This window comes from Mesorhizobium sp. B2-2-4 (assembly GCF_006442375.1).
GTDB lineage: Bacteria > Pseudomonadota > Alphaproteobacteria > Rhizobiales > Rhizobiaceae > Mesorhizobium.
In genome coordinates this window covers 455,105-475,795 of the sequence record NZ_VFWB01000001.1, presented here as the reverse complement: position 1 = coordinate 475,795, position 20,691 = coordinate 455,105, and the positions used below count along the sequence as shown (strand labels likewise).

Genomic DNA, 20,691 nt, shown 5'->3' with positions numbered 1-20,691 from the left:
CCTGCCAGCCCGAAAGACAATCCATGCCCGCCACGAAAGCCGTCGACCTCGCCGCCCATCCGCTGACCACGTGGCAAGGGCCACTCGGCCTGCCCGATTTCGCCCGATTTGGCGACGACGAGTTCGCACCCGTCTTCGACGCGGCGCTGAAGGCGCATGAGGCCGAGATCGAGGCCATTGCCGCGAACGAGGATACGCCGACCATCGAGAACACGCTTCAAGCCCTGGAGCTCGCCGGCGAAGCGCTCGACCATGTCTCGTCGATCTTCTGGTGCCGTGCCGGGGCCCACACCAACGAGGACATCCAGGCGCTGGAGCGCGACATCTCGCCAAGGATGTCGAGGCATTTCTCGGCGATCTCGATGAATGAAAGGCTCTTTGCCCGCATCGACGACCTTTACCGGCGCCGCGAGACGCTCAAGCTCGATGCCGAGACGTTGCGGGTGCTGGAAAAGACCTGGAAGGGTTTTGTCCGCTCGGGCGCGAAACTCGATGCGGATGGCAAGAAGCGGCTGGCAGGGATCAACGAGGAGCTGTCGTCGCTCGGCACCAGCTTCGGCCAGAACGTGCTTGCCGACGAACGCGACTGGGCGCTGTTCCTGGACGAGGCCGACCTGGCCGGCCTGCCGGATTTCGTGAAGAGCTCGATGGCCGAAGCCGCCGAGACGCGCGGCCAGAAAGGCCGCTACGCCGTCACTTTGTCGCGCTCGATCTACGAGCCGTTCTCGACCTTCTCGGAGCGCCGCGACTTGCGCGAGATCGCCTTTCGCGCCTTCACCATGCGCGGCCAGAATGGCGGCGCGACGGACAATACAGCCGTCGTGCGCGACATGCTGAAGCTGCGCGCCGAGAAGGCGAAGCTGCTCGGCTACGGCTCCTTCGCGGCGCTGAAGCTCGACGACACCATGGCCAAGACGCCCAAGGCGGTGCACGACCTGCTCGATCCCGTATGGGAAAAGGCGCTGGAAAAGGCCGCCGACGACCAAAAGGAGCTGGAACGGCTGGCGGCGGAAGCCGGCAGCAACGAAAAATTCGCCGCCTGGGATTGGCGTTTCTACCAGGAGAAGCTGCGCGCGGAGAAATTCGCCTTCGACGAGGCGGAATTGAAGCCCTATCTCCAGCTCGACCGGATCATCGATGCCTGTTTCGACGTCGCGACAAGACTGTTCGGCATCACCTTCGAAGAGAGGAAAGGCATTGCCGCCTGGCATCCGGACGCGCGTGTGTTCGTGGTGAAGAATGCCGATGGCAGCGAGCGCGGCCTGTTCCTGGCCGACTATTTCGCGCGGCCGTCGAAACGCTCCGGGGCCTGGATGAGCGCACTGAAATCAGGCTACCGCCTGGGCCCCGGCGCGAGCCCGATCATCTACAACATCATGAATTTCGCCAAGCCGCCCGTGGGCGAGCCGGCGCTGCTGTCGGTGGACGAGGCGAAGACCTTGTTCCATGAATTCGGCCATGCCCTGCACGGCATGCTGACCGATGTCACCTGGCCTTCGGTGTCGGGCACTTCCGTCAGCCGCGATTTCGTCGAACTGCCCTCGCAGCTCTACGAACACTGGCTGACCGTGCCGGCGGTGCTGGAAAAGCACGCTTTGCATGTCAAGACCGGCAAGCCGATGCCGAAGGCTCTGCTCGACAAGATGCTGGCGGCGCGCACTTTCGGGGCTGGCTTTGCCACGGTGGAATTCACCGCCTCGGCGCTGATCGACATGGCCTTCCATGCAAGGCCCGACGCGCCTGAGGAGCCACTTCGTTTCGAGGCCGAAACGCTCGAAAAACTCGACATGCTCGACACCATCGCGATGCGCCACCGCACGCCGCATTTCGGCCATGTCTTTGCCGGCGAGGGCTATTCGGCCGGCTACTATTCCTACATGTGGTCGGAAGTACTCGACGCCGACGCCTTCGCCGCTTTCGAGGAGACGGGCGACCCCTTCAATCCCGCGCTGGCCGAGCGGCTGAGAAAGAACATCTATGCCGCCGGCGGCTCGAAGGATCCGGAAGAACTCTACACCGCGTTTCGCGGCAAGATGCCGTCGCCGGAAGCCATGATGGTGAAGCGGGGGCTGGTGTGATCAGCCAATTTCCCCCCTTGTGGGGGAGATCGGCTGCTTCCACGGATCCGCCACCCTTGGCCAAATCGCCCGCTTCAGTTTCCTGTAATCCGTCACCGCCGGATTGCTGGGATACGCGCTCGGCGCCGAGAGATAGATGATCTCGGCGGCGATCGGTTCGAAGCCGGCGTAGAAATGGTTGGTCGATTTGATCAGCAGCATGTCCTTGGCCAGCGGATCGACGCCGATGTTGGAAAAAATGTCCGGTTCGAAGGTCTGCGTGCGGTTGGTGTTGAGGATGATGTCGACCTCGGTGCCCTCGATGCGGATCAACGCGGCGGGCCCGAGCGTCACCCGGCTCGGCCCGAAGCTCTGCCAACCTTCGGCGAGAACTTTCAGCACCATGACGCGGGCGTCGATCGGCTCGCCGGCCTGGGGACCGGCCTTGCCGCCGAAACGCAGGTCGATGACGGCGCCCTCGCCCGCGGCCCGGCAGAAGGTCACGGCGACCGGATCCCAGATCGTCGCCACGCCGACATTGTCGATGCCGCGGGCCAAAAGCTCCCGCAGCACGATGGTGCCGTCACCCGGCACGCCGCCGCCCGGATTGTCCCAGATGTCGGCGATGACCACCGGCCTGCCGCGCTTTTCAGCGTGCACCGCCAGCGCCCGATCGATGCCATCGCCGGCGCTCAGCATCGTCATCGCCGTCTTTTGGCGCATCGCGTAGAGCTCGCGTCCCAGCGTTTCGGCCAGCGCGTCGCCCTTGGCCTTGTCATTGTCGGTGACGACGAGGATACGCGTGCCCATTTCGGGCACATCCGCCGCCATGAAGCCATGGATGACCGAAACCGACAGCACGCCGTCCCTGCCGTGCAGCGCCTTGATACGGTCGACGAAGGAGCGCATCGGTTCGCGGCTGGTCGGCAGCACCTGGATCATGCGGCAGTCGAAGGTCGAGATGACGGGCTTGATCTCGCCACGCGCCGCGGCGAGGCCAAGCTCGACGACATGTTCGCCGCGTTCGTAGAAATCGGTGTGCGGGAATTCTAGGAAATAAGCCATGACGTCGCACGCTGCCACGCGCTTCGGCGTCAGGTGGCTGTGCGGGTCGAACTCGCAGGCGATCACCACCTTCGGGCCGACGATCCCGCGCACGCGTTCGAGAAGGTCGCCTTCGCAATCGTCATAGCCCTGCGCCACCATTGCGCCGTGCAGTCCGAGGATAACCGCTTCAACCGGCAGTGCCGCCGTGAGCTGGGCGAGGATCTCGTCGCGCAGCTCCTCGTATGTCTGCCGCTGCACCAGGCCGCCGGGTTCGGCCCAGGTGGCGGTGCCCTCGATGACGTCGAGCCCCTCGCCGGCCGCGCGCCGGCGCAGGGCGACGATCGGCGAGGAGCACAGCGTCGGCGTCTCCGGATGCTTGCCCGGCCCGGCATAGAAGGCCATCTCGAACGATGCCCTGTCGGTCGGCACCGGCGAAAAGGTGTTGGTTTCCGTCGCCAGCGAGGCGGTGAAGATGCGCATGAAAGCTCCGTGGACAGGTTACTCTTCGTTCTCGCAATTCCGGACGGAAAACCGCCACACACTTTTTCAATGGAATTGCTATTTCAATGGAATTGCTATTTGACGGCCCCGAGCGCCAGCCCCCGCACGAGGTAGCGCTGCAGCCAGATGAACAGGATCGCCACTGGCAACGTCGCCAGCAGCGTGGCGGCCATGACGTGATGCCATTCGATGGTGTAGCGCCCGGCGACCAGCGAGAACACCTGGATCGGCAGCGTATAGCTCTCCTGGCTGCGCAGCATGGTGAGCGCCACGACGAATTCGTTCCAGGCGTTGATGAAGGTGAAGATGGCGGTGACGGCAATGGCCGGCAGGCAGAGCGGCAGAAACACTTTGCGCAGCGTCAGCCAGCGGCCGGCGCCTTCCATCCAGGCCGCCTCCTCGAGATCGCGCGGGATGGTGTCGAAATAGCTCTGCAGCATCCACACGGTGAAGGCGACGTTGAAGGCCATGTAGATGAAGCCGAGCGCGGTCGTCGATTCGACCAGCCCCCAGGCGGCCATCAACCGGAACAGGCCCAGCACCAGCACGATCGGCGAGATCATCTGCGAGATCAGCAGGAACTGGCGGAAGGCGCCATAGCCGGCAAAACGAAAGCGCGACATGGCATAGGCCGCCGGCACGGAGATCAGGATGGCGCCGACGGTGGCGATCACCGAGACATAGAGGGAATTGGCGAGCGCCCGGCCGAAGCCGGTCGCCACCCACATGTCGGCAAAATTCGACCAGCGGAATTCGCTCGGCCACCATGTCGGCGACAGCACCTCCTGCCGCGGCTTGACCGCGGTCAGGAACATCACCGCGAACGGAAAGATCGTCACCACGATCAAAGGCGCCAGCAGCAGCCAGGCAACGACGGTTCGTTTCAGCTTGTTCCTCATGCGCGCTGCTCCCGCATGGCGAGGCGCACATAGATCATGGTGAAGACCAGCAATATGGCGAACATCACCAGCGACACGGCGGAAGCCTCCCCCAGTTTGCCGATGCGGAAGGCGAGCTTGTAGAGGTGGGTGACCAGGATGTCGGTCGAATTGGCCGGCCCGCCCTGCGTCATCACCCAGATGATCGGGAAGGAATTGAAGACATAGATGGTGTTGAGCACGATGGCGATGTTGATGAACGGCTTCAGGAGCGGAAAGGTGATTTCGCGGAACTGCTGGGCCGGCGTCGCTCCTTCGAGCGCGGCGGCCTCGTAGAGATCGTCGGGAATCGAAGACAGGCCGCCGAGGAAGATCGTCGTGGTGAACGGCACCGTCACCAATATGCCGATCAGCACCTGCATCGGGAACGCCGTCTCGGCCTGCGCCAGCCACTGGATGTTGTGATCGATAAGGCCGAGCCCGAGCAGCGCCGAATTCAGCATGCCGCTTTCACCGCTCAGCGCCCAGCGCCAGACCACCGCCGTCATGGTCAGCGACACCGCCCAGGGCAGCATGATGATGACGCGGGCAAGGCCGCGGCCGTAAAAATCGGTGTTGAGGATGATCGCGACCGGGATCGACAGAAGCAGCGCGCCGCCAACCACCAGCACGGTCCATATCCCCGTGCGCCACAGTGCGGCGACGAAATCGGGATCGGCGGTGAGGGCGGCGAAATTGGCAAGACCGCTGAATTCGCGCAGCTGTCCGAAACGGTTGACGTCATGCGTGGCGATCTGGATCAGGTCCCAGACCGGCCAGAAGATCACGATTGCCGCCAGGAACAGGCTGGGCAAGGTCAGCAGATAGGGCAAGAAGCGATTTTGCATCGGCTGGCCTGCAACCTCGGCGCACGGGATCGGAAGGTTCTGCTTATGCGGATTTCGGATCGGGAGACCAAAGATGTGGCGCGCCCCGCCTGAGTGGGGCGCGCCACGGGCGCAGGGAGATACGCCCTATTTCTTCAGCACGGCGTTGGCCTTCGCCGCCGCATCCTTCAAACCTGCCTCCGGGTCGCCGCCGAGGTATATCTTCTGGATCGCGTCCGAGGTGATCTGGGCGATCTCTTCCCAGCCCGGGATGACCGGCGCGAAGCGGGCGTCGGGCAACAGCGCGGTGAAGGCGGCGAGGTCGGCATTGTTGACGTAATAGTCCATCTTGGCCTCTTCCTTGTTCACCGGTAGGAAGCCTTCGCCTTGCGTGAACTTGGCGCGCTGTTCCGTGGTGAACAGGAAGTCGAGCAGTTTCCAGGCCTCGTCCTTGTTCTTGGAGTTCTTGAACATGATGATGGAATCGGTGACGCCATAGGTGCCGCGCGCGCCCGTCGGGCCGGCGGGTATAGCCGCCACGCCGTATTTCAGGCTCGGCGCCTCTTCCTTGATCTGGTTGGACAGGAAGGGTGCGGTGATCATCATGCCGACCTTGCCCTGCTTGAACAGGTTCTGAACGTCCTCACGGTTGTTGGAGGTGACGCCGGGCTCCGTCAGGCCCTCGTCGATCATCGACTTGTAGAGCTTGGCGGCTTCGAGCGCGCCAGGCGTGCTCAAGCCCGATGTGCCGTCCTTGTTGAGGATCTCGGTGCCGTATGACCACATCGCATAGTAATAGTAGACGTCGGTCTCGATCTCCTTGCCCTGCAGGCCGAAGCCGAATGTGCCGGACCCCAGCGCCTTGATCTTGCGGGCGTCCTCCTGCAGCTCGGTCCAATTGGCCGGAGGCTTGGCGATGCCTGCTTTCTCGAACAGCTCCTTGTTGTAATACATGGCGCGCGCCGAAGCGGCGATCGGCAGGCCGTAGGTCTTGCCGTCCATGATCGAGGGCGACAAGAACGTGTCGATGAAGCGGCCCTTGAAGTCTGGCGTGATGTAGCTGTCGAGCGGCTCGGCGACGTCCTGCTGCACGAAGTCGATCAGCCAGCGCGTGCCGATGATCGAGAGATCCGCATTGGTGCCGGCGGTGATGTCGGTGGTCAGCTTCTGCAAGAGCACATCCCACGGCACCACTTCGAACTTGACCGTGATGCCGGGGTTCTTTGCCTCGAACTCCTTCTTGACCTCCTCGAAGTAGGGGCCGGTCTTGGCGCTGTATTCGGCGACCGTGACGCGCACCTCGCCGGCTTGTGCCTGTGCCGCGAAGGCCAGCATGCTCATTCCGGCCATCAAGCCGACAGTCCATTTCGCAATGCTCATCCGATCTCTCCCATTTTGTTCCGCGCTTTTGCGCTCCTCACGCCGATGTTGGCGCAGGATTATGTGACTTTCCTACATTATCGACGATCTGGCCGTACGCAAGCAGATTATGGTGTTGCTTAATTACATTCCATTCACTAGCCTGCCGACATCTGCCTAGAGCAGTTCACCGTTTCAAGGAAACGGAGAACCACTCTAACTCTTTGTTTTGACGCAATTCCGGACGGAAAACCGTATACACTTTCCTGGAATTGCTCGAACTGCCGGAGGAGCAAGCGCCGTGGTTTCGAAAGCCGAGTTCGAAGGCCGCATTGTCGTTGTCACGGGCGCCGGCGGTGGCCTCGGCTCGGCGATCGTCGCGTTGCTGGCCGGAAGAGGCGCGCGGGTGATCGGCTGCGATCAATCGGAGGAGGCGCTGGCAAGCCCGCACCTCGCCTCGCGTCATGTCTTCAACCTTCTCGACCGGGTTTCAGTCGAGGCAGCCATCGCGGCCGTGCTCGACAAGGACGGCGTGCCCGACATCCTGATCAACAATGCCGGCTGGACGCGCGCGGAGACGCTCGGCGCATTGACGACCGACAGGATAGGGCAGGAAGTCGACCTCAACCTGACCGGCGTGATGACTTTTGCCGACCCGCTGGTCAAGGCGATGGCGGCGCGCGGTTCGGGCAGCGTCGTCTTCATTTCTTCCGTCAACGCCATCGCCCATTTCGGCAACCCCGCCTATGCCGCCGCCAAAGCCGGTATCAACGCCTATGCCAAGGCGATCGCCGTCGAGCTCGGCCGCAGCGGCGTTCGCGCCAATGTCGTCTGTCCGGGATCGATCCGTACCGCCGCCTGGGACCATCGCCTGGCCAAGAACCCGGATATTCTCGGCAAGCTCCAGCGGCTCTATCCGCTCGGCCGCATCGTCAATGCCTCGGAGGTGGCGGAAGCCGTGGCGTTTCTTGCCTCCGACCGGGCGTCCGGCGTAACGGGCGTGGTGATGCCGGTGGATGCCGGCCTGACCGCCGGCTGCCTGCCGTTCATCGACGACATATTGGGAGCGTGACCATGACCGACGTCCAGTTCCGCGATCTTTCGAAATCCTTCGGCCAGCACAGCATCCTCGAGAACATCGACCTCGACATCGAGAGCGGCGAATTCGTCGTGCTGGTCGGCCCGTCCGGGTGCGGCAAGTCGACCTTGCTGCGCATGCTGGCTGGACTGGAAACGATAAGCTCGGGCGATCTCGTCATTGGCGGCGTGCGCGCCAACGACCTGCCGCCACAGCAGCGCAACATCGCCATGGTCTTCCAGTCGTATGCGCTGTTTCCGCATCTCAAGGCCTCCGACAATATCGGCTTCGGACCGAAAATCCGCGGCGAGAGCCGCGCCGCGGTCGAGGACAAGGTCAAGAAGGCATCCGGCGTCCTCAACCTGTTCTCCTATCTCGACCGTTACCCCCGGCAATTGTCGGGCGGTCAGCGCCAGCGCGTCGCCATGGGCCGCGCCATCGTGCGCGAACCCTCGGTCTTCCTGTTCGACGAACCTCTGTCCAACCTCGACGCGCAGTTGCGGGTGCAGATGCGCACCGAGATCAAGGCGCTGCACCAGAGACTGAAATCGACGGTCGTCTACGTCACCCACGATCAGATCGAGGCCATGACCATGGCCGACCGCATCGTGGTGATGGATCGCGGCCGGATCCAGCAGGTCGGGCCGCCGCTGGAGCTCTATGACCGGCCGGCCAACAAGTTCGTCGCCGGCTTTCTCGGCTCGCCTTCGATGAGTTTCGTTTCCGGGTCCCTCAAGACGACGGCCACGAACAGCTGGTTCGAATCGACCGGCGGCGGAAGGCTTGCGCTTGGCGGCAAAGAGGTGCCGACAGGCGGTGCGGTGGAGGCCGGCATCCGGCCCGAACATTTTGTCATCGGCGAAGCTGCCGACGCGATGACCATCAAAGTGGACGTCGTCGAGCCGACGGGCTCCGAAACCCATGTCTACGGCGCTATCGGCAACGATACGGTGCGCGTCGTCTTCCGAGACCGGATGCAGGTGAAGCCCGGCGACCGCCTGCCGGTCTCGGTCGAGCCGCGCAACATCCATCTTTTCGAGAAGGCGACGGGCCTGCCTCTATGAAAGCACAAGCGTGAAGACACCGGCATGAAGACACCGGCCGACATCATCACCCGGTTGCAGCTGATGTCGCAGGACGGCACCAAGTCGGATCGTCGGTTGGCGGGCCTGGTCCTGTCCGATCTCGATTTCGCCTCCAAGGCGGCGATCTCGGAGATCGCCGCGCGCGTCGGTGTCAGCGAGCCGACGGTGACCCGCTTCTGCCGCAATCTCGGCTGCGAAGGCCTGCGCGACTTCAAGTTCTATCTGGCGCAGGCGATCGCCATTGGCGGCCAGTATCTGTCGCCCGAGCCGCTGAGCCGCGACGCCCGCGAGCAGCGCATCGCATCGGCCATCACCGAGGCGGCGATATCGGCCATCCAGCGCGCCAGCGAAAACCTCGACATGACGACGCTGGTCGATGTCGCTGCGCGCATTGCCACGTCAGGCAACGTGCTGTGCGTCGGCTCCGGCGGCATTTCCTCGATGATGGCGACCGAAATGCAGAACCGGCTGTTCAGGCTGGGCCTGCCGGTGCTGGCGCAGATCGACGGGCAATTGCAGCGCATGTACGCCGCCGTGGCCACGCCCGACACCACGCTGGTCGCCTTCTCGGTTTCCGGCTATGCACGGTCGGTCATCGAGGCGGTGCAGGTCGCGCAGCAATATGGCGCCACAACGGTCGCCGTCACCGCGCCGGACTCGGCATTGGCCAGGGCCGCCGACACCGTCATCCATTTGCAGCCGCTCGAGGACGGCAACATCTACAAGCCGACATCGTCGCGCTATGCGCTGCTGGCGATCGTCGACATGATCGTCACGTCGGTGGCCGAGACGCGCGGCCCGAAGGTGCTGGAGAATTTGCGCCGCATCAAGCAGAGCGTGAACACGCTGAAGGTCGACGATCCGCGTTTGCCGCTGGGCGATTGAACTTCAGGCCGAGGCACTGAGCGCCTCGATACGCTGCATCAGCACCTGGGGTTCACCCGTCACGCGCAGCGTCTTGAGCCGTGCCGTGCCGCCGACGACAACCGAAACGGCTGAGGCCGGCACTCCAAACGTCTTGGCGGCCAGCTTCTCCAGCGCTTGATTGGCGGCGCCGTTTTCGGGTACGGCGCGGACCCGTGCCTTCAAATGGCTTCGCCCATCAGCCGATCTCTCTATGCCTTCGAACCTGTCCATGGAAGACTTCGGTGTCAGCCGGACGAACAATTCGATGCCGTTCTCGCGGATGCGGAACGGGGCACTCATGCGAGCATCGGGTTCACAGCACCAGCGGTGCCACGGTGGTGAGCAGGAACTGCCTGAGAAAGAACAGGATCAGCAGCAGGATGATCGGCGAGATGTCGATACCGCCAAGGTCCGGCATGAAACGTCGGATCGGCCTGAGCGCCGGTTCGGTCAGCCGGTAGAGCATATTGCCGATGCTGCCGACAAACTGGTTGCGCGAGTTGACGACGTTGAAGGCATAGAGCCAGGAAAAGATCGCCGAGATGATGATGACCCACCAATAGAGGTCGAGCGCCATGACGATTGTTTGAATGAGGGCGAGCATGCCGGTCTCCAATTGTTGCCGACATGTAGCCATTGCGCGCGAAACCGGCAAGGGCAGGCTTCGGCCGCCAGGATTTCGGCAAAACGTCGCCTTGACAGAAAACTGCCGTGCCCGATAAATGCGCCATCCGCTGGACGGGGCTGTAGCTCAGCTGGGAGAGCGCGTCGTTCGCAATGACGAGGTCAGGGGTTCGATCCCCCTCAGCTCCACCAGCGGGATAGTCGTTTTCTTCTCTTCGCTGCATTGCAACAGCCGAAGCCACGTCGGTGGCTACGGTGCGAAATGTCACGACACTGGCGCCCTTTTCCGTCCATCATGAAGGATTGCGAGAGCCTACCGGGGCAAACGCCTGTCAATTGGACTTATGGCGGTGATCGCTATGGAATCGCGCTATTTTTTTTGGAATCCACCCCATTAGAGTGACATTACCAAATCAGTTTTTTCTGTGTGTTGTAGCAAGGCGTTTCGGTGGGGGCGGCTGACGGCGCTATACGGATTTGGAAGTCGATATGAAGAACCCGCCCGCGGAAGCAAAACGTGTCAATTCGCGAGTATCTCGCTGCAAATCTCAGACGGCTCTGTAAGGAGCATGCCTCGGTAAGCGCGGTATGCCGGGAACTGGGCATCAATCGCACGCAGTTCGAACGCTACCTTCAGGGACAGACTGTTCCGAACAAAGCGACAGCCAAGCTGATCTGCGACTATTTCCGCATCGACGAAGCCGAATTGTACCGGGAACCGGGCGCGCCGAAACCTGCGGTTCGCGGCCTGCCACCGATTTCCGAAAGCCTGTTCAACCAAATGATCCGGCCGCCCGCCCCGTCGATCGCGGGCGGCACCTACTTCACCTATTTTTCGATCCCGGCCCGCCCCGACCTGTTGATGCGGTCGGTGACCTTCGTGCGGCGCGACGCCGAGCTGGTGACGTTCCGAAGGGTTACCGGATGGTCGGAGCGCCGGGGAACGACATGGGCGCGGGCGCGCGGCAATCATTACGGCGTGGCGATCTCGCGCCTGAACTGGATCTACTTCAGCGGCGTCAATCGCCGCCAGACCGGTGAACCATCGCTGATCTCGGTGCAGTGGGCTCCCATCTCGGAACCGGTACTGATTGGCAAGGCCATGCTTCTAACGGAAGCCGGGCCGGCCTTCGTGTCGGTCATCATGCGGCAGGACGTATCCATCGGCCCGCGGCAGGCGATCCGCATGGCGCACGTCGTCAAGCTCGACGACCCGAGCCTCGACCACCTCGTGGTCAGCCTCGCTCGGGACGGGCTGGACTGATCGCGTCAGAATCTTCCCTTTTTACGCTAAATAAGAATAACTCTATCCGGAAATAGCGTATGCCGGCAGTCATCTACTCCGTATGTGAGTAAAATCGATTTTTTGTACTTTAGGGCTAAGAAAGATAATTTAGATTAATGCAGTTTTACTACCATTTTAACAAACCATTAACTCTTTCGATCTTACCTTCCGCCCGTGGATCCCGTTTTTGGGGATCTTTTCAACAGATCCCATTTGGGGGTCAGGAAGGGATGAAAATGGCGAAGAAAGTGAACACTGCTCCGAAGCTGACGATTGCCGCAGGCACCCAGACCGTCTTCTTTTCGCAGGGCATGCACTACAACAAGCGCTGAGCTGCCCGAGGCGCCGGCGACGGTTGTTCGTCGGCGCCTCGCCTTCGCAATGACATTTCTGCATTCGGCTTTCGGCATCATGAAAATGCGCTCCGCAAAAACGCTTGTCTTCTACCCCGGCGCCAACAAGGTCACGGCGTGCAATTTCCTGACCAGAAGCGTCTTCGAATGCAGTTCCGAGGTGATCGGTCTTCTCGCATCCTGGGACAAATGGGCATCCGCCGCGGAGATCGCGCGGGACCACGGATGGTCGCGATCAGAGCTGGATGCCGTCATCCCCCAATTGCTCGATTTTTCCGCACTGGTGACCGCCGGGTCGCAACTGGCCGAACAGGAGAGCCAATTCTCGGGACAATGGAACTGGGGCATTCCGACCGCGCTGATGCATTTCTGCGTCCAGGACAGCGAGTTCATGACCATCGAACAGGCGGAGGCACGGCAGATCGAACGCGCCGGTCACACCGTGCAGCCCGACCTCGTGCTCAGGAATTCCGCGACGGCCATCCGGCTGCCGGACGCGCTGGACGACAATGAACTCATTGCCCTGATGGCGCAGCGTCGCACGAACCGAACGGCGGCGGCGCCCACCATCACCGCGAAACAGCTTTCCGACTGTCTGTTCGCGGGCATGGGCATCACCGGCGAGACCAGCAACTGCATTGGCGCCCTGCCGCTGGGCATGACCCCTTCCGGCGGCGCGAGAAACCCCTACGAAGCCTATGTGGTCGCGCCGGCGGTGGAAGGGCTGGAGCCCGGCGTCTATCACTACTCGGCTGTCGGACACGATCTTGAAAGGATTTCGGCGAACCACCTGCCGAAAGTCTCCGAGCTGGTCGGCGGACAGGAATGGGCCGATCCCATGCCCTGCCTGGTCCTGCTCTGCGCAAGGCTCGACCGCACCATGTGGAAGTATGAGGACGCCAATGCCTATCGTGTCGTGCTGATCGAAGCTGGCCATATCGGCCAGAACATGATGCTTGCAGCGACCAGGCACGGCCTGTCGGCCTGCCCGACCGCGGCGCTCAGCCACTCGGCGATCAAGCGCCTGCTCGGCCTCAACCGGCTCACCGACGCGCCCATCTACGCCTTGACACTGTCTATCCCGGAAACCGATCCGCGCCCGGCAGCGGGGTCGATCAATTAGCCGATTGATTATGTTCAGAGTGCCCGGTGAGGGGGTCCCCTGAATTCCACCACATCACAGGAGCAGCAAGTGGCCAACCAATCCCTACGCCAGTCCGAGATCGACAGTCTCCAATATATCGCGTCGATGGCCAATGAGCTGGTGCAGATGGCCGAAGCAAGCCGTTTCCCCATGATGTCCTATCTGCTGGGCATGGCTTATGCCGAGGCTTTCGACGTCCTTCGCGGCGCCCGGCCGGCGAGGCATCCGCAGCTCAGCGGCAATTCGATGCACCCCAAGACGCAGGCGAAAGACAATCGCGTCCAGCCGAGGAGAGCATAGCCAGATGCGGCCATCATCTCGGTGCGCAATGGCGTGCCCCGGGACGTGCGCGGCAAGACCTGCTGCCGTCCTTGAGGAAGGCCGCCGTCGGCTTGACCGCATCGAGATGGCCTATTGGTTTGGTTGGAACACGCGGGCGCAGAGGCAACATCATCCAAGGCCGGCCGGCCGATGTCGCCGCGATCGCTGCAATGATCGCCCGCAGCCCGCCGAACCGGCATTTATGCACGACGACCTGAGGGGAACCCACAAATGAACATGATCGCAGCCATCAAAAGCGCCGATGCCGGTGAAAGTGTCTTCAGCCGCCTCCATGCCCTGATCGCCAGCCGGCCGGCATCGCCGGATGCGGCGCGCCTTCAAGCGCGCCAACTGGTTTCCACGGCGATAGCCGACACCTGGCACGCCGACAGTCTCTGGGGCGCGGTGGATGCCTTCCATGCCCATTTCGACTTCATGATGCAGACCATCGAGATCAACGGCGCCGGCGATCCGAACCTCAGGATCCTGCGCATGAGATGCCGCTTCTACCTCGAGCAGGTCGAGGCCCTGTGTCTGTCGATGAGCTATCAGTAGGCCGACCGTTCGACCTTGCTTTGATCCGTGTATGTCGTTTCTCCCGAACCGGGCTCAGTTTTGGGCGGCATGCATCAGTTCCGAAGGCTGAATACGAATGGCGCCGTGCGGCTGACGCGCGAACCCAGCTCCGGCGGCGGCGGCGGCACGGTGGCGCCCTGCAGCACGGCGAGCGCGGCGCGGTCGAGGTCGGGATCGCCCGAGGAGCGGACGACGCGCGCCGACGTCACCCGGCCTGAGGCGTCCACCGTGAAGGTGACGTTCGCATTGCCTTGCGAGCGTCGCGATTTCGCGGCGCTCGGATAGCGCGTATGCCGTTTGATCCATGACAGCAGCCGCGATTCCCACTTGGCCGGGCTGACGCCGGACGCCCCGGACGCCGATTTCGGCGCCGCTGTCCTGGGGGCGGGCTTTGCTTCCGCGCTCGCGGCGGTTATCGTCTTCGGCGGCGCCTTATCCTTTTTCGGCTTGGGCTTCTCGACCGGCTTTTTCACCTTGGCCTGGACGGGTTTCTTTTCCGTGGGCGTCTCGACCGGCTTCGGCTGCGGCAGCGGCACGACGACGTCAGGCGCGACCGTCTCGACCATGTCAGGGACGATCTCTTCAAGCGGGGGTTGGTCGGCCGGCTCAGCCCGCGTCGTTTCAGTCGGTTCGGTCGTGTCAGGCGGCGTTGCATCCGGCTCGGCAACGGGCTCCGCTTGCTCGGCCATTTTCTCGGGCTCGGCTTCGGCGGCCTTTTCGGTGTCCTCGACCGGCTCGGCCTGGTCGGGCACAGCGGCGTCCAACATCGCGGCTTGTTCGGGCACGGCCGGCGTCGCGACCATCGGCGCCATCTCGATGGCCAGCGCCGGCGGCGGCCCGCCATCCGCCGGGTCGACCGGAGTGAAGCTCTGTACCGCATAGGCGACCGCAACATGCGCCCCAAGCACCAGCGCGGCCGCAACCGCCCACAGGCCGAGGTCGCGCCAGCCGAGGCGCGACAGCTCCACCGTGGGCGAGGCGGCCGCTTGCCCGGTCATGGACCAGCGGCTCCGCCTGGATCCGCTGCGGGAGCACCGCCGGCGGGCGCAGCCTCCAGGCCGACCAGGGCGATCTTCAGGTAGCCGGCGCCGCGCAGCAGGTTCATCGCCTCCATCAGGTCGCCATAGGCAACCGCCTTGTCGGCGCGAAGGAAGATGCGCGCCTGCTTGTCGCCTTTGGTCCTGCCGTCAAGCGTGGCGGCGAAAACCTGGCGCGGCACGGTGTCGTTGCCGATCGCTAGCGAGAGGTCATCCTTCAACGTCAGGAACAGCGGCGTCTCCGGCCGCGGCGCCGGCGTCGCGGTCGAGCCCGGCAGGTCGACATTGACATCCACCGTCGCCAAGGGCGCTGCGACCATGAAGATGATCAGCAGCACCAGGATGACGTCGATGAAGGGCGTGACATTGATCTCGTGGCTTTCCTCGAGATCGTCGTCCATGGTCTGACGGATGCGGCTGCCCATGGTCTTGCCCCGCTACTGCGCCGCCAGCGCCGTTGCCGGCGCCACCGTGCGGAAATCGAGGTCACGGCTGACCAGCCGCTCGACGCCAGCCGAGGCGTCGGCGAGGATCTGCCGGTAGCCGGCTATCGAGCGCGCAAAGACGTTGTAGATGACGACGGCCGGTATCGCGGCGACGAGCCCCATTGCGGTGGCGAGAAGGGCTTCGGCAATGCCCGGCGCCACCACCGCCAGATTGGTGGTCTGCGCCTGCGAAATGCCGATGAAGGCGTTCATGATGCCCCATACCGTGCCGAACAGACCGACGAAAGGCGCGGTCGAGCCGATCGTCGCCAGCAGGCCGGTGCCGCGCGACATGCGTCGCGCCGCCGCCGCCTCGATGCGTGTCAGGCGCGAGGCGACCCGTTCCTTCAGCCCGTCGCCGCCGGCATGGTCGAGCGCGCCGGCCGAAAGTGCCGCTTCTTCCTCCGCCGCCCGCACCAGCAGGGCGCCGGTGCCGCCGTTGCGGTCGAGCGCGCGGCTCGCCTGCTTCAGCGTCGCGGCATTGCCGATGGCCCGCGCGGCGCGACGAGCGCCAAGCTTGCCGGCAAGCACTTCCAGCGACTTGGCCAGCCATATCGTCCAGGTGACGAGCGAGGCGAAGGCCAGCCCGATCATCACCGCCTTGACGATGATGTCGGCAGCCATGAACATGCCCCATGGCGACAGATCGTGCGGCAAGCTCAGCGCCGGCGAGGGCTCGGCCGCCGTACCGGCCCCGGCTTGCGGCTGTGCAGGCGCTAGGGCTCCCACGGGAGCGGCGGGCGCGGCCGGCGATGGTGCTGGCGCCGTAATGGTGGCGGGCGTGCCGCTTGCCGGCTGCTCCTGCGCCGGCGCGCTGGCGGCCGCCAGCATGGCGGATGCAAACAGCGCTGCGACCAAACCGGTTCTCGACATCGTCTTCTTCCTCGTTCTCACAGCCGCCAGTCTTCCCCGCCGTGGCGCTGAAGCGTCACTGGACGTAGCCGACGGGCTGGCCTGTGACGGGGTGCGCGAACACGCCCATCTCCACTCCGAAAATGCCCTTGAGCACATCGCCTTGCATGATTTCGCCGGGCGTGCCGCGCGTCAGCAGCCTGCCGTCCTTCAGGGCAATCAGCTCGTCGCAATAGCGCGCCGCCATGTTGGGATCGTGCAGCACCACGACGACGCAAAGGTCGCGCTTGCGGCTGAGATCCCTGACCAACCCAAGCACCTCGACCTGATGGGCGATGTCGAGCGCCGAGATAGGCTCATCGAGCAGCATGACGCCGGCATTCTGCGCCACCAGCATGGCGAGCCAGGCGCGCTGGCGCTCGCCGCCCGACAGCTCGTCGACCAGCCGGTCGGCAAAGCCGGCCATGTCGGTCAGGGCCAGCGCTTCCTCGACATGCCGTCTGTCGTCCTGGCCGAAGCGGCCGAGCGCGCCATGCCAGGGATAACGTCCGAGCGCCGCCAGCTCGCGCACGGTCAAGCCGGTCGCCGCCGGCGTCGTCTGCGGCAGATAGGCAAGCGCCCGCGCCAGTTCGCGCGCACCCCACTGGGCCAAAGGCCGCCTGGCGAAGGTGATGGCGCCAGAGCTTGCCGGCTGCTGGCGCGCCAAAAGCTTGACCAGCGTCGACTTGCCGGACCCGTTGTGGCCGATCAGCCCGTAGACGCGCGCGCACTGCAATTCGAGCGAAACCGGACCGAGCAGCGTCCGCTCGCCCACGGCAAAGCGCAACGCGTCGATGTGGAAAGCAGTCTGGGTGTCAATTCCGGTCAAGGTCCGTCTCCAGTACGGCTGCGGGCATGTCATCAATCCGGTTTTCGGCAACCGTGCCCGGTTGACTATGAAACATGACTTTACTAGTCAACAATTAAGTTGAGTTTTTGCATCAACAAAACACCGTGACGCCTGATGCCGCTTCGAATTTCAGGCAACGAAGCGTTTCCGTGAAGCGATGAACCGCTCTAAGGTCTTCGCTGAAACAGGAAACCGCGCATGATCAAGGCGACACCCTTCGACTTTCCCTATGACGGCAGGCTGGTGGCCGAGAACACCGCGCTGGTCGTGATCGACCTGCAGCAGGATTTCCTGTCGACGACGGGTTACTTCGCCAGGAAGGGATATGATCCGTCGCCGTTGAGAGCGATCCTGCCCGCGGTGAGCCGGCTGATCGCCGCTGCCCGCGAGGCGGGCGTCAGCATCGTCCATACAAGGCAGGGCTACCGGGCCGACATGGCCGACATGACGCCTTACGAGAAATGGCGACGCAGGCGGGCCGGCCTCGACGGCACCGAAATCCTGCTTCGTTCGGGTCCGGGTTTTCAGATCGTTCCGGAGATCGACGTCGCGCCGCGGGACATCATCGTCGACAAGACCTGCAACGGCGCCTTCACCTATACGGATTTCGAGCTCGTGCTGCGCGCGCGAGGCATCACGCATCTTCTGTTTTGCGGATGCACGACGGATGTCTGCGTGCACACGACGCTGCGCGAAGCCTGCGATCGCAACTTCCAGTGCCTGACGATCTCCGACGCCTGCGCCAGCGGCGACAGACGGGCGCATGAGGCGGCCCTTCACATGGTGACGGTCGAAGACGGCGTCTTCGGCGTGCTGGCGGATTCTGGTGCAGTCATTGAAGGCCTGTCACGGCTGGGTAACAAGGCGCGTTAAAGGATTAGGTACCGCAGAGCAGCCTCGCACGTCATAGACACGGCAGGATAGCACCCTCCGGCAGGCCAGAGCGGTTGGAAAGGAAATTTCTCCGCAGTTCAGCCCGTTGCCCGTGTTTCCAGTCCCGTGCGCTGCGCGAAAGCCCCATGCTGGAACTCGCCGCTTTCACGCCGCGCCAGCGAATTGCGCAGCAGCGCGATCGTCTCGCGGCCGACTGTCGCGATCTCGCGCGGCGTGTCGATACCGACGATCATGAATTCATCGATGCCGAGAGCCGCGTAAGCAAGCAGCGACAGGGCGGCCTGGGCCGGCGGACCGGAGACATCGACCGCCTTGTGCCCTGCCGAGGAAATTCCCCGGTGGATGCGGACCGGAAGGGCGAAGCGTAGTCTGGCGGCCCGGCCATGTTCGGCGGCGGCGCCGCGCACACGCTCCATCAACTGCCTGACATCGTCGATCGAACCGGGCGCCAGTTCGAAGACGTCGGCATGCCGGCCGGCCACTTTCAGTGCCGTGCCGGACTGCCCGCCCATGCGGATGACGAGGTCGGCACCATGAGGCCCCTTGCGCGGAACATAGCCGCCCTTGATGCTGTAGAACGCGCCTTCATGGTCGAAAGGCCGCTCGTTCGACCATAGCCGCTTCAACAGAACCAGATATTCGTCGATGCGCTGCCAGAGGACACCGTGTCCGACCGGACGCGCTTCGGCATCGTCGTCGCTTAACGGCTCGCTGATCATCCTGAGCGCCAGGCGGCCGCCGCTGCGGGCGTCGATCGAGGCAAGTTGCCGCGCCGCCACGGTCGGTTCGACCACGCCGGCCCAATGGGTGAGGACCACTTCCAGCGACGAGCTGCGGTCCAGCACCTGGGCGGCAAGATCCATATTGGTCAGCAGGCCGGCCGGATCGTCGACGACGAGGTTGCGGAAACCGCCATCCTCGATCAGCGCCAGCCTGGTCGCCGTCTCGGCAAAGTCGTAGAAAAAGGAAACTGCGCTATCGGCAGGATAGGTCTTGCCGGGCACATGCGTGAATTCGATCGGCATTGCCATCTCCTCCATCTCTGGAATCACGGATGCGGTCAAATACGAATCAATGGCGCACGCGAAAGCGCACCGGGATCCGGTTCATTCAACTCCGATTGCCTGAAGGCGGTGGGTCGTCAGCCTGGCCGGACCACGGCTCAGGGAATGAGGCCCAGAACAACAGCCCCGGTGAACACGAACGCAAGGGCAAAGACGACATAGGCGAAAGCACCGGCATAGGCCGGGCGGAAGCTCTGGGCATTGGCCAGCCTCTGGCCGCTGCTGCGGGTCTCGGTGTTCTGCATATAGGACATGTCGACCTCCGTCTCGCCGGTTAATCTATAAAAGTTGTAGACTTTGTCGATTGCTATTTTTCGGCCATGCGCAGAATTTTTTTCTAACAGCGCCGTGAGAACTGGCGCTGAGTTGCTGCAGAGCGGCATCGGCGTGATCGACGGACATGGCAGCGTCGGTTTCACTTCCGGCGCTCGACGGCACTTCACTTGCCGATCCATTCGTGCATTGGCCGCCCCGCGCGGGCAGGATAGCATCGCGGCAGAGCCACAATGCGAGATCGTCCAAAGGACATTTGGGAGGAGCAAGGAAATGGGAGCAAGACTGGCCGGCAAGGTCGCCATCGTTTCGGGCGGCGCGACGGGAATGGGCGGGGCGGCCTCGGAACTGTTCGCGGCGGAAGGCGCAAAGGTGGCGATCATCGACCGCAATGGCGAAGCGGCGGCAGCCACCGCCGCGGCGATCCGGGCGCGCGGCCAAATCGCGGAGCATTTTGTCGCCGACGTTTCCGACGAGGCGCAGGTCGAGGCGGCCGTGAAGGGCGCGGCCGAGACGTTCGGCGCGGTTACCGTCCTGTTCAATCATGCCGGCACCATCGTGATAAAGCCGTTCCTGGAGACCAGCGTGCAGGAATGGGACTGGCTGCATGCCGTCAACGTGCGCTCGATGTTCCTGATGACCCGCGCCGTGCTGCCCGGCATGATCGCGGCCGGCGGCGGCTCGATCGTCTGCACCTCGTCGATCTCGGCGGTGGCGGCGACGCCGAACGAAGTGCTCTATGACACCACCAAGGGCGCCTGTCACATGTTCGCGCGCGCCATCGCCGTGGAATTCCGCGACCGCAACATCCGCTGCAACGCCGTCTGCCCCGGCTTCATCCGCACACCGCATGGGCTGCGCGAGGTCGCCGATCTGGGTAAGCTCGGCGTCGATGTCTCCGACGCGGCGCTGGCTGCGCAGCAAGGGCGGATCGGCGAACCGGAAGAGGTGGCAAAGGCGGCGCTGTACCTCGCCAGCGACGAATCGAGCTTCGTCAACGGGGCCCATCTGTTCGTGGATAACGGCTTCACGGCGATGTGAGACGTCCCAAGGACAGCTTGGCGCCCTTCCTCTACCCCCTCCGGGGGGAGAGGAAAAGACACCGAGCCCTACTCGT

General features: G+C 63.5%; 22 protein-coding genes and 1 tRNA gene. 11 read left to right on the top strand and 12 right to left on the bottom strand.

Features of this window, described 5'->3' with window-relative positions:
• Positions 1-23 precede the first annotated feature (23 nt).
• Positions 24-2,078: a M3 family metallopeptidase gene (locus FJ959_RS02440; RefSeq protein ID WP_140628247.1), complete on the top strand. Its 2,055-nt coding sequence runs from the start codon at positions 24-26 to the stop codon at positions 2,076-2,078.
• On the opposite strand, the gene FJ959_RS02435 is transcribed toward FJ959_RS02440, so the two are convergent.
• The 4 genes from FJ959_RS02435 to FJ959_RS02420 form a co-directional block, all read right to left on the bottom strand.
• The gene (locus tag FJ959_RS02435) at positions 2,079-3,584 is read right to left on the bottom strand and encodes a M81 family metallopeptidase (protein WP_140628244.1); all 1,506 of its coding nucleotides are present in this window, start codon (positions 3,582-3,584) and stop codon (positions 2,079-2,081) included.
• Between the two features lie 95 nt (positions 3,585-3,679).
• Positions 3,680-4,504, bottom strand: a complete 825-nt coding sequence (locus tag FJ959_RS02430) for a carbohydrate ABC transporter permease (protein WP_140628242.1) — start codon at positions 4,502-4,504, stop codon at positions 3,680-3,682.
• Positions 4,501-5,370, bottom strand: coding sequence for a sugar ABC transporter permease (locus tag FJ959_RS02425; protein ID WP_140628240.1), 870 nt, complete (start codon positions 5,368-5,370; stop codon positions 4,501-4,503). Before FJ959_RS02425 ends, FJ959_RS02430 begins: the two co-directional genes overlap by 4 nt.
• 126 nt (positions 5,371-5,496) lie before the next feature.
• Positions 5,497-6,729 carry a sugar ABC transporter substrate-binding protein gene (locus FJ959_RS02420; protein ID WP_140492503.1) on the bottom strand — a complete coding sequence of 411 codons (1,233 nt, stop codon included), beginning with the start codon at positions 6,727-6,729 and terminating at the stop codon, positions 5,497-5,499.
• A 280-nt stretch (positions 6,730-7,009) separates the two neighbouring features.
• On the opposite strand from FJ959_RS02420, the gene FJ959_RS02415 reads away from it, so the two are divergent.
• From FJ959_RS02415 to FJ959_RS02405, 3 genes are read left to right on the top strand one after another with little or no spacing between them, the layout of a single operon-like run.
• Entirely contained in the window at positions 7,010-7,780 is a 771-nt protein-coding gene (locus tag FJ959_RS02415) for an SDR family oxidoreductase (RefSeq protein ID WP_140628238.1), read from the top strand.
• A gap of 2 nt (positions 7,781-7,782) precedes the next feature.
• On the top strand, positions 7,783-8,850 hold the full coding sequence (gene ugpC, locus FJ959_RS02410) for a sn-glycerol-3-phosphate ABC transporter ATP-binding protein UgpC (protein WP_140628235.1): 1,068 nt from the start codon (positions 7,783-7,785) through the stop codon (positions 8,848-8,850).
• Between the two features lie 24 nt (positions 8,851-8,874).
• Positions 8,875-9,756: a MurR/RpiR family transcriptional regulator gene (locus tag FJ959_RS02405; RefSeq protein WP_140492512.1), complete on the top strand. Its 882-nt coding sequence runs from the start codon at positions 8,875-8,877 to the stop codon at positions 9,754-9,756.
• 3 nt (positions 9,757-9,759) lie between these two features.
• Here FJ959_RS02405 and FJ959_RS02400 read toward each other — a convergent pair whose 3' ends face one another.
• Both FJ959_RS02400 and FJ959_RS02395 read right to left on the bottom strand, forming a co-directional pair.
• On the bottom strand, positions 9,760-10,077 hold the full coding sequence (locus FJ959_RS02400; protein ID WP_140628233.1) for a DUF167 family protein: 318 nt from the start codon (positions 10,075-10,077) through the stop codon (positions 9,760-9,762).
• 13 nt (positions 10,078-10,090) lie between these two features.
• The gene (locus FJ959_RS02395) at positions 10,091-10,381 is read right to left on the bottom strand and encodes a YggT family protein (RefSeq protein ID WP_140492518.1); all 291 of its coding nucleotides are present in this window, start codon (positions 10,379-10,381) and stop codon (positions 10,091-10,093) included.
• A 136-nt stretch (positions 10,382-10,517) separates the two neighbouring features.
• On the opposite strand from FJ959_RS02395, the gene FJ959_RS02390 reads away from it, so the two are divergent.
• The 5 genes from FJ959_RS02390 (at position 10,518) to FJ959_RS02365 (ending at position 14,059) form a co-directional block, all read left to right on the top strand.
• A tRNA-Ala gene (locus FJ959_RS02390) sits at positions 10,518-10,593 on the top strand.
• Between the two features lie 325 nt (positions 10,594-10,918).
• A complete protein-coding gene (locus tag FJ959_RS02385; RefSeq protein WP_140492521.1) occupies positions 10,919-11,665 on the top strand; it encodes a helix-turn-helix transcriptional regulator in 747 nt (248 codons plus the stop codon).
• Positions 11,666-12,103: 438 nt separating this feature from the next.
• Positions 12,104-13,162 (top strand): SagB/ThcOx family dehydrogenase, encoded by a 1,059-nt coding sequence (locus FJ959_RS02375; protein WP_246678916.1) that lies wholly within the window; start codon positions 12,104-12,106, stop codon positions 13,160-13,162.
• Between the two features lie 69 nt (positions 13,163-13,231).
• Positions 13,232-13,483 (top strand): hypothetical protein, encoded by a 252-nt coding sequence (locus tag FJ959_RS02370; protein ID WP_140628230.1) that lies wholly within the window; start codon positions 13,232-13,234, stop codon positions 13,481-13,483.
• Positions 13,484-13,735: 252 nt separating this feature from the next.
• Positions 13,736-14,059, top strand: a complete 324-nt coding sequence (locus FJ959_RS02365; protein WP_140628227.1) for a hypothetical protein — start codon at positions 13,736-13,738, stop codon at positions 14,057-14,059.
• A gap of 74 nt (positions 14,060-14,133) precedes the next feature.
• Here FJ959_RS02365 and FJ959_RS02360 read toward each other — a convergent pair whose 3' ends face one another.
• The 4 genes from FJ959_RS02360 to FJ959_RS02345 are packed head-to-tail and all read right to left on the bottom strand — an operon-like array spanning position 14,134 to position 17,322.
• On the bottom strand, positions 14,134-15,078 hold the full coding sequence (locus FJ959_RS02360) for an energy transducer TonB (protein ID WP_140580193.1): 945 nt from the start codon (positions 15,076-15,078) through the stop codon (positions 14,134-14,136).
• Positions 15,075-15,542, bottom strand: a complete 468-nt coding sequence (gene exbD, locus FJ959_RS02355) for a TonB system transport protein ExbD (protein ID WP_140492534.1) — start codon at positions 15,540-15,542, stop codon at positions 15,075-15,077. Before exbD ends, FJ959_RS02360 begins: the two co-directional genes overlap by 4 nt.
• 12 nt (positions 15,543-15,554) lie before the next feature.
• Positions 15,555-16,475 carry a tonB-system energizer ExbB gene (exbB, locus tag FJ959_RS02350; RefSeq protein WP_140580192.1) on the bottom strand — a complete coding sequence of 307 codons (921 nt, stop codon included), beginning with the start codon at positions 16,473-16,475 and terminating at the stop codon, positions 15,555-15,557.
• 55 nt (positions 16,476-16,530) lie between these two features.
• The gene (locus tag FJ959_RS02345) at positions 16,531-17,322 is read right to left on the bottom strand and encodes an ATP-binding cassette domain-containing protein (RefSeq protein ID WP_181167272.1); all 792 of its coding nucleotides are present in this window, start codon (positions 17,320-17,322) and stop codon (positions 16,531-16,533) included.
• A gap of 219 nt (positions 17,323-17,541) precedes the next feature.
• On the opposite strand from FJ959_RS02345, the gene FJ959_RS02340 reads away from it, so the two are divergent.
• Positions 17,542-18,216, top strand: coding sequence for an isochorismatase family cysteine hydrolase (locus tag FJ959_RS02340; RefSeq protein ID WP_140559240.1), 675 nt, complete (start codon positions 17,542-17,544; stop codon positions 18,214-18,216).
• A gap of 98 nt (positions 18,217-18,314) precedes the next feature.
• Here FJ959_RS02340 and FJ959_RS02335 read toward each other — a convergent pair whose 3' ends face one another.
• Positions 18,315-19,262 (bottom strand): LLM class flavin-dependent oxidoreductase, encoded by a 948-nt coding sequence (locus FJ959_RS02335; protein ID WP_140628221.1) that lies wholly within the window; start codon positions 19,260-19,262, stop codon positions 18,315-18,317.
• Positions 19,263-19,399: 137 nt separating this feature from the next.
• A complete protein-coding gene (locus tag FJ959_RS02330) occupies positions 19,400-19,555 on the bottom strand; it encodes a hypothetical protein (RefSeq protein ID WP_140492547.1) in 156 nt (51 codons plus the stop codon).
• 292 nt (positions 19,556-19,847) lie between these two features.
• On the opposite strand from FJ959_RS02330, the gene FJ959_RS02325 reads away from it, so the two are divergent.
• Entirely contained in the window at positions 19,848-20,615 is a 768-nt protein-coding gene (locus FJ959_RS02325) for an SDR family oxidoreductase (protein ID WP_140628218.1), read from the top strand.
• The last annotated feature ends 76 nt before the right edge of the window (positions 20,616-20,691 follow it).

What these genes read in the sequence shown, in the direction of transcription:
- FJ959_RS02440 (WP_140628247.1), top strand. Translation starts at nt 24, where the DNA reads ATGCCCGCCACGAAAGCCGTCGACCTCGCCGCCCATCCGCTGACCACG.
- FJ959_RS02435 (WP_140628244.1), bottom strand. Translation starts at nt 3,584, where the DNA reads ATGCGCATCTTCACCGCCTCGCTGGCGACGGAAACCAACACCTTTTCG.
- FJ959_RS02430 (WP_140628242.1), bottom strand. Translation starts at nt 4,504, where the DNA reads ATGAGGAACAAGCTGAAACGAACCGTCGTTGCCTGGCTGCTGCTGGCG.
- FJ959_RS02425 (WP_140628240.1), bottom strand. Translation starts at nt 5,370, where the DNA reads ATGCAAAATCGCTTCTTGCCCTATCTGCTGACCTTGCCCAGCCTGTTC.
- FJ959_RS02420 (WP_140492503.1), bottom strand. Translation starts at nt 6,729, where the DNA reads ATGAGCATTGCGAAATGGACTGTCGGCTTGATGGCCGGAATGAGCATG.
- ugpC (WP_140628235.1), top strand. Translation starts at nt 7,783, where the DNA reads ATGACCGACGTCCAGTTCCGCGATCTTTCGAAATCCTTCGGCCAGCAC.
- FJ959_RS02405 (WP_140492512.1), top strand. Translation starts at nt 8,875, where the DNA reads ATGAAGACACCGGCCGACATCATCACCCGGTTGCAGCTGATGTCGCAG.
- FJ959_RS02400 (WP_140628233.1), bottom strand. Translation starts at nt 10,077, where the DNA reads ATGAGTGCCCCGTTCCGCATCCGCGAGAACGGCATCGAATTGTTCGTC.
- FJ959_RS02395 (WP_140492518.1), bottom strand. Translation starts at nt 10,381, where the DNA reads ATGCTCGCCCTCATTCAAACAATCGTCATGGCGCTCGACCTCTATTGG.
- FJ959_RS02375 (WP_246678916.1), top strand. Translation starts at nt 12,104, where the DNA reads ATGCGCTCCGCAAAAACGCTTGTCTTCTACCCCGGCGCCAACAAGGTC.
- FJ959_RS02365 (WP_140628227.1), top strand. Translation starts at nt 13,736, where the DNA reads ATGAACATGATCGCAGCCATCAAAAGCGCCGATGCCGGTGAAAGTGTC.
- FJ959_RS02360 (WP_140580193.1), bottom strand. Translation starts at nt 15,078, where the DNA reads ATGACCGGGCAAGCGGCCGCCTCGCCCACGGTGGAGCTGTCGCGCCTC.
- exbD (WP_140492534.1), bottom strand. Translation starts at nt 15,542, where the DNA reads ATGGGCAGCCGCATCCGTCAGACCATGGACGACGATCTCGAGGAAAGC.
- exbB (WP_140580192.1), bottom strand. Translation starts at nt 16,475, where the DNA reads ATGTCGAGAACCGGTTTGGTCGCAGCGCTGTTTGCATCCGCCATGCTG.
- FJ959_RS02340 (WP_140559240.1), top strand. Translation starts at nt 17,542, where the DNA reads ATGATCAAGGCGACACCCTTCGACTTTCCCTATGACGGCAGGCTGGTG.
- FJ959_RS02335 (WP_140628221.1), bottom strand. Translation starts at nt 19,262, where the DNA reads ATGCCGATCGAATTCACGCATGTGCCCGGCAAGACCTATCCTGCCGAT.
- FJ959_RS02330 (WP_140492547.1), bottom strand. Translation starts at nt 19,555, where the DNA reads ATGTCCTATATGCAGAACACCGAGACCCGCAGCAGCGGCCAGAGGCTG.
- FJ959_RS02325 (WP_140628218.1), top strand. Translation starts at nt 19,848, where the DNA reads ATGGGAGCAAGACTGGCCGGCAAGGTCGCCATCGTTTCGGGCGGCGCG.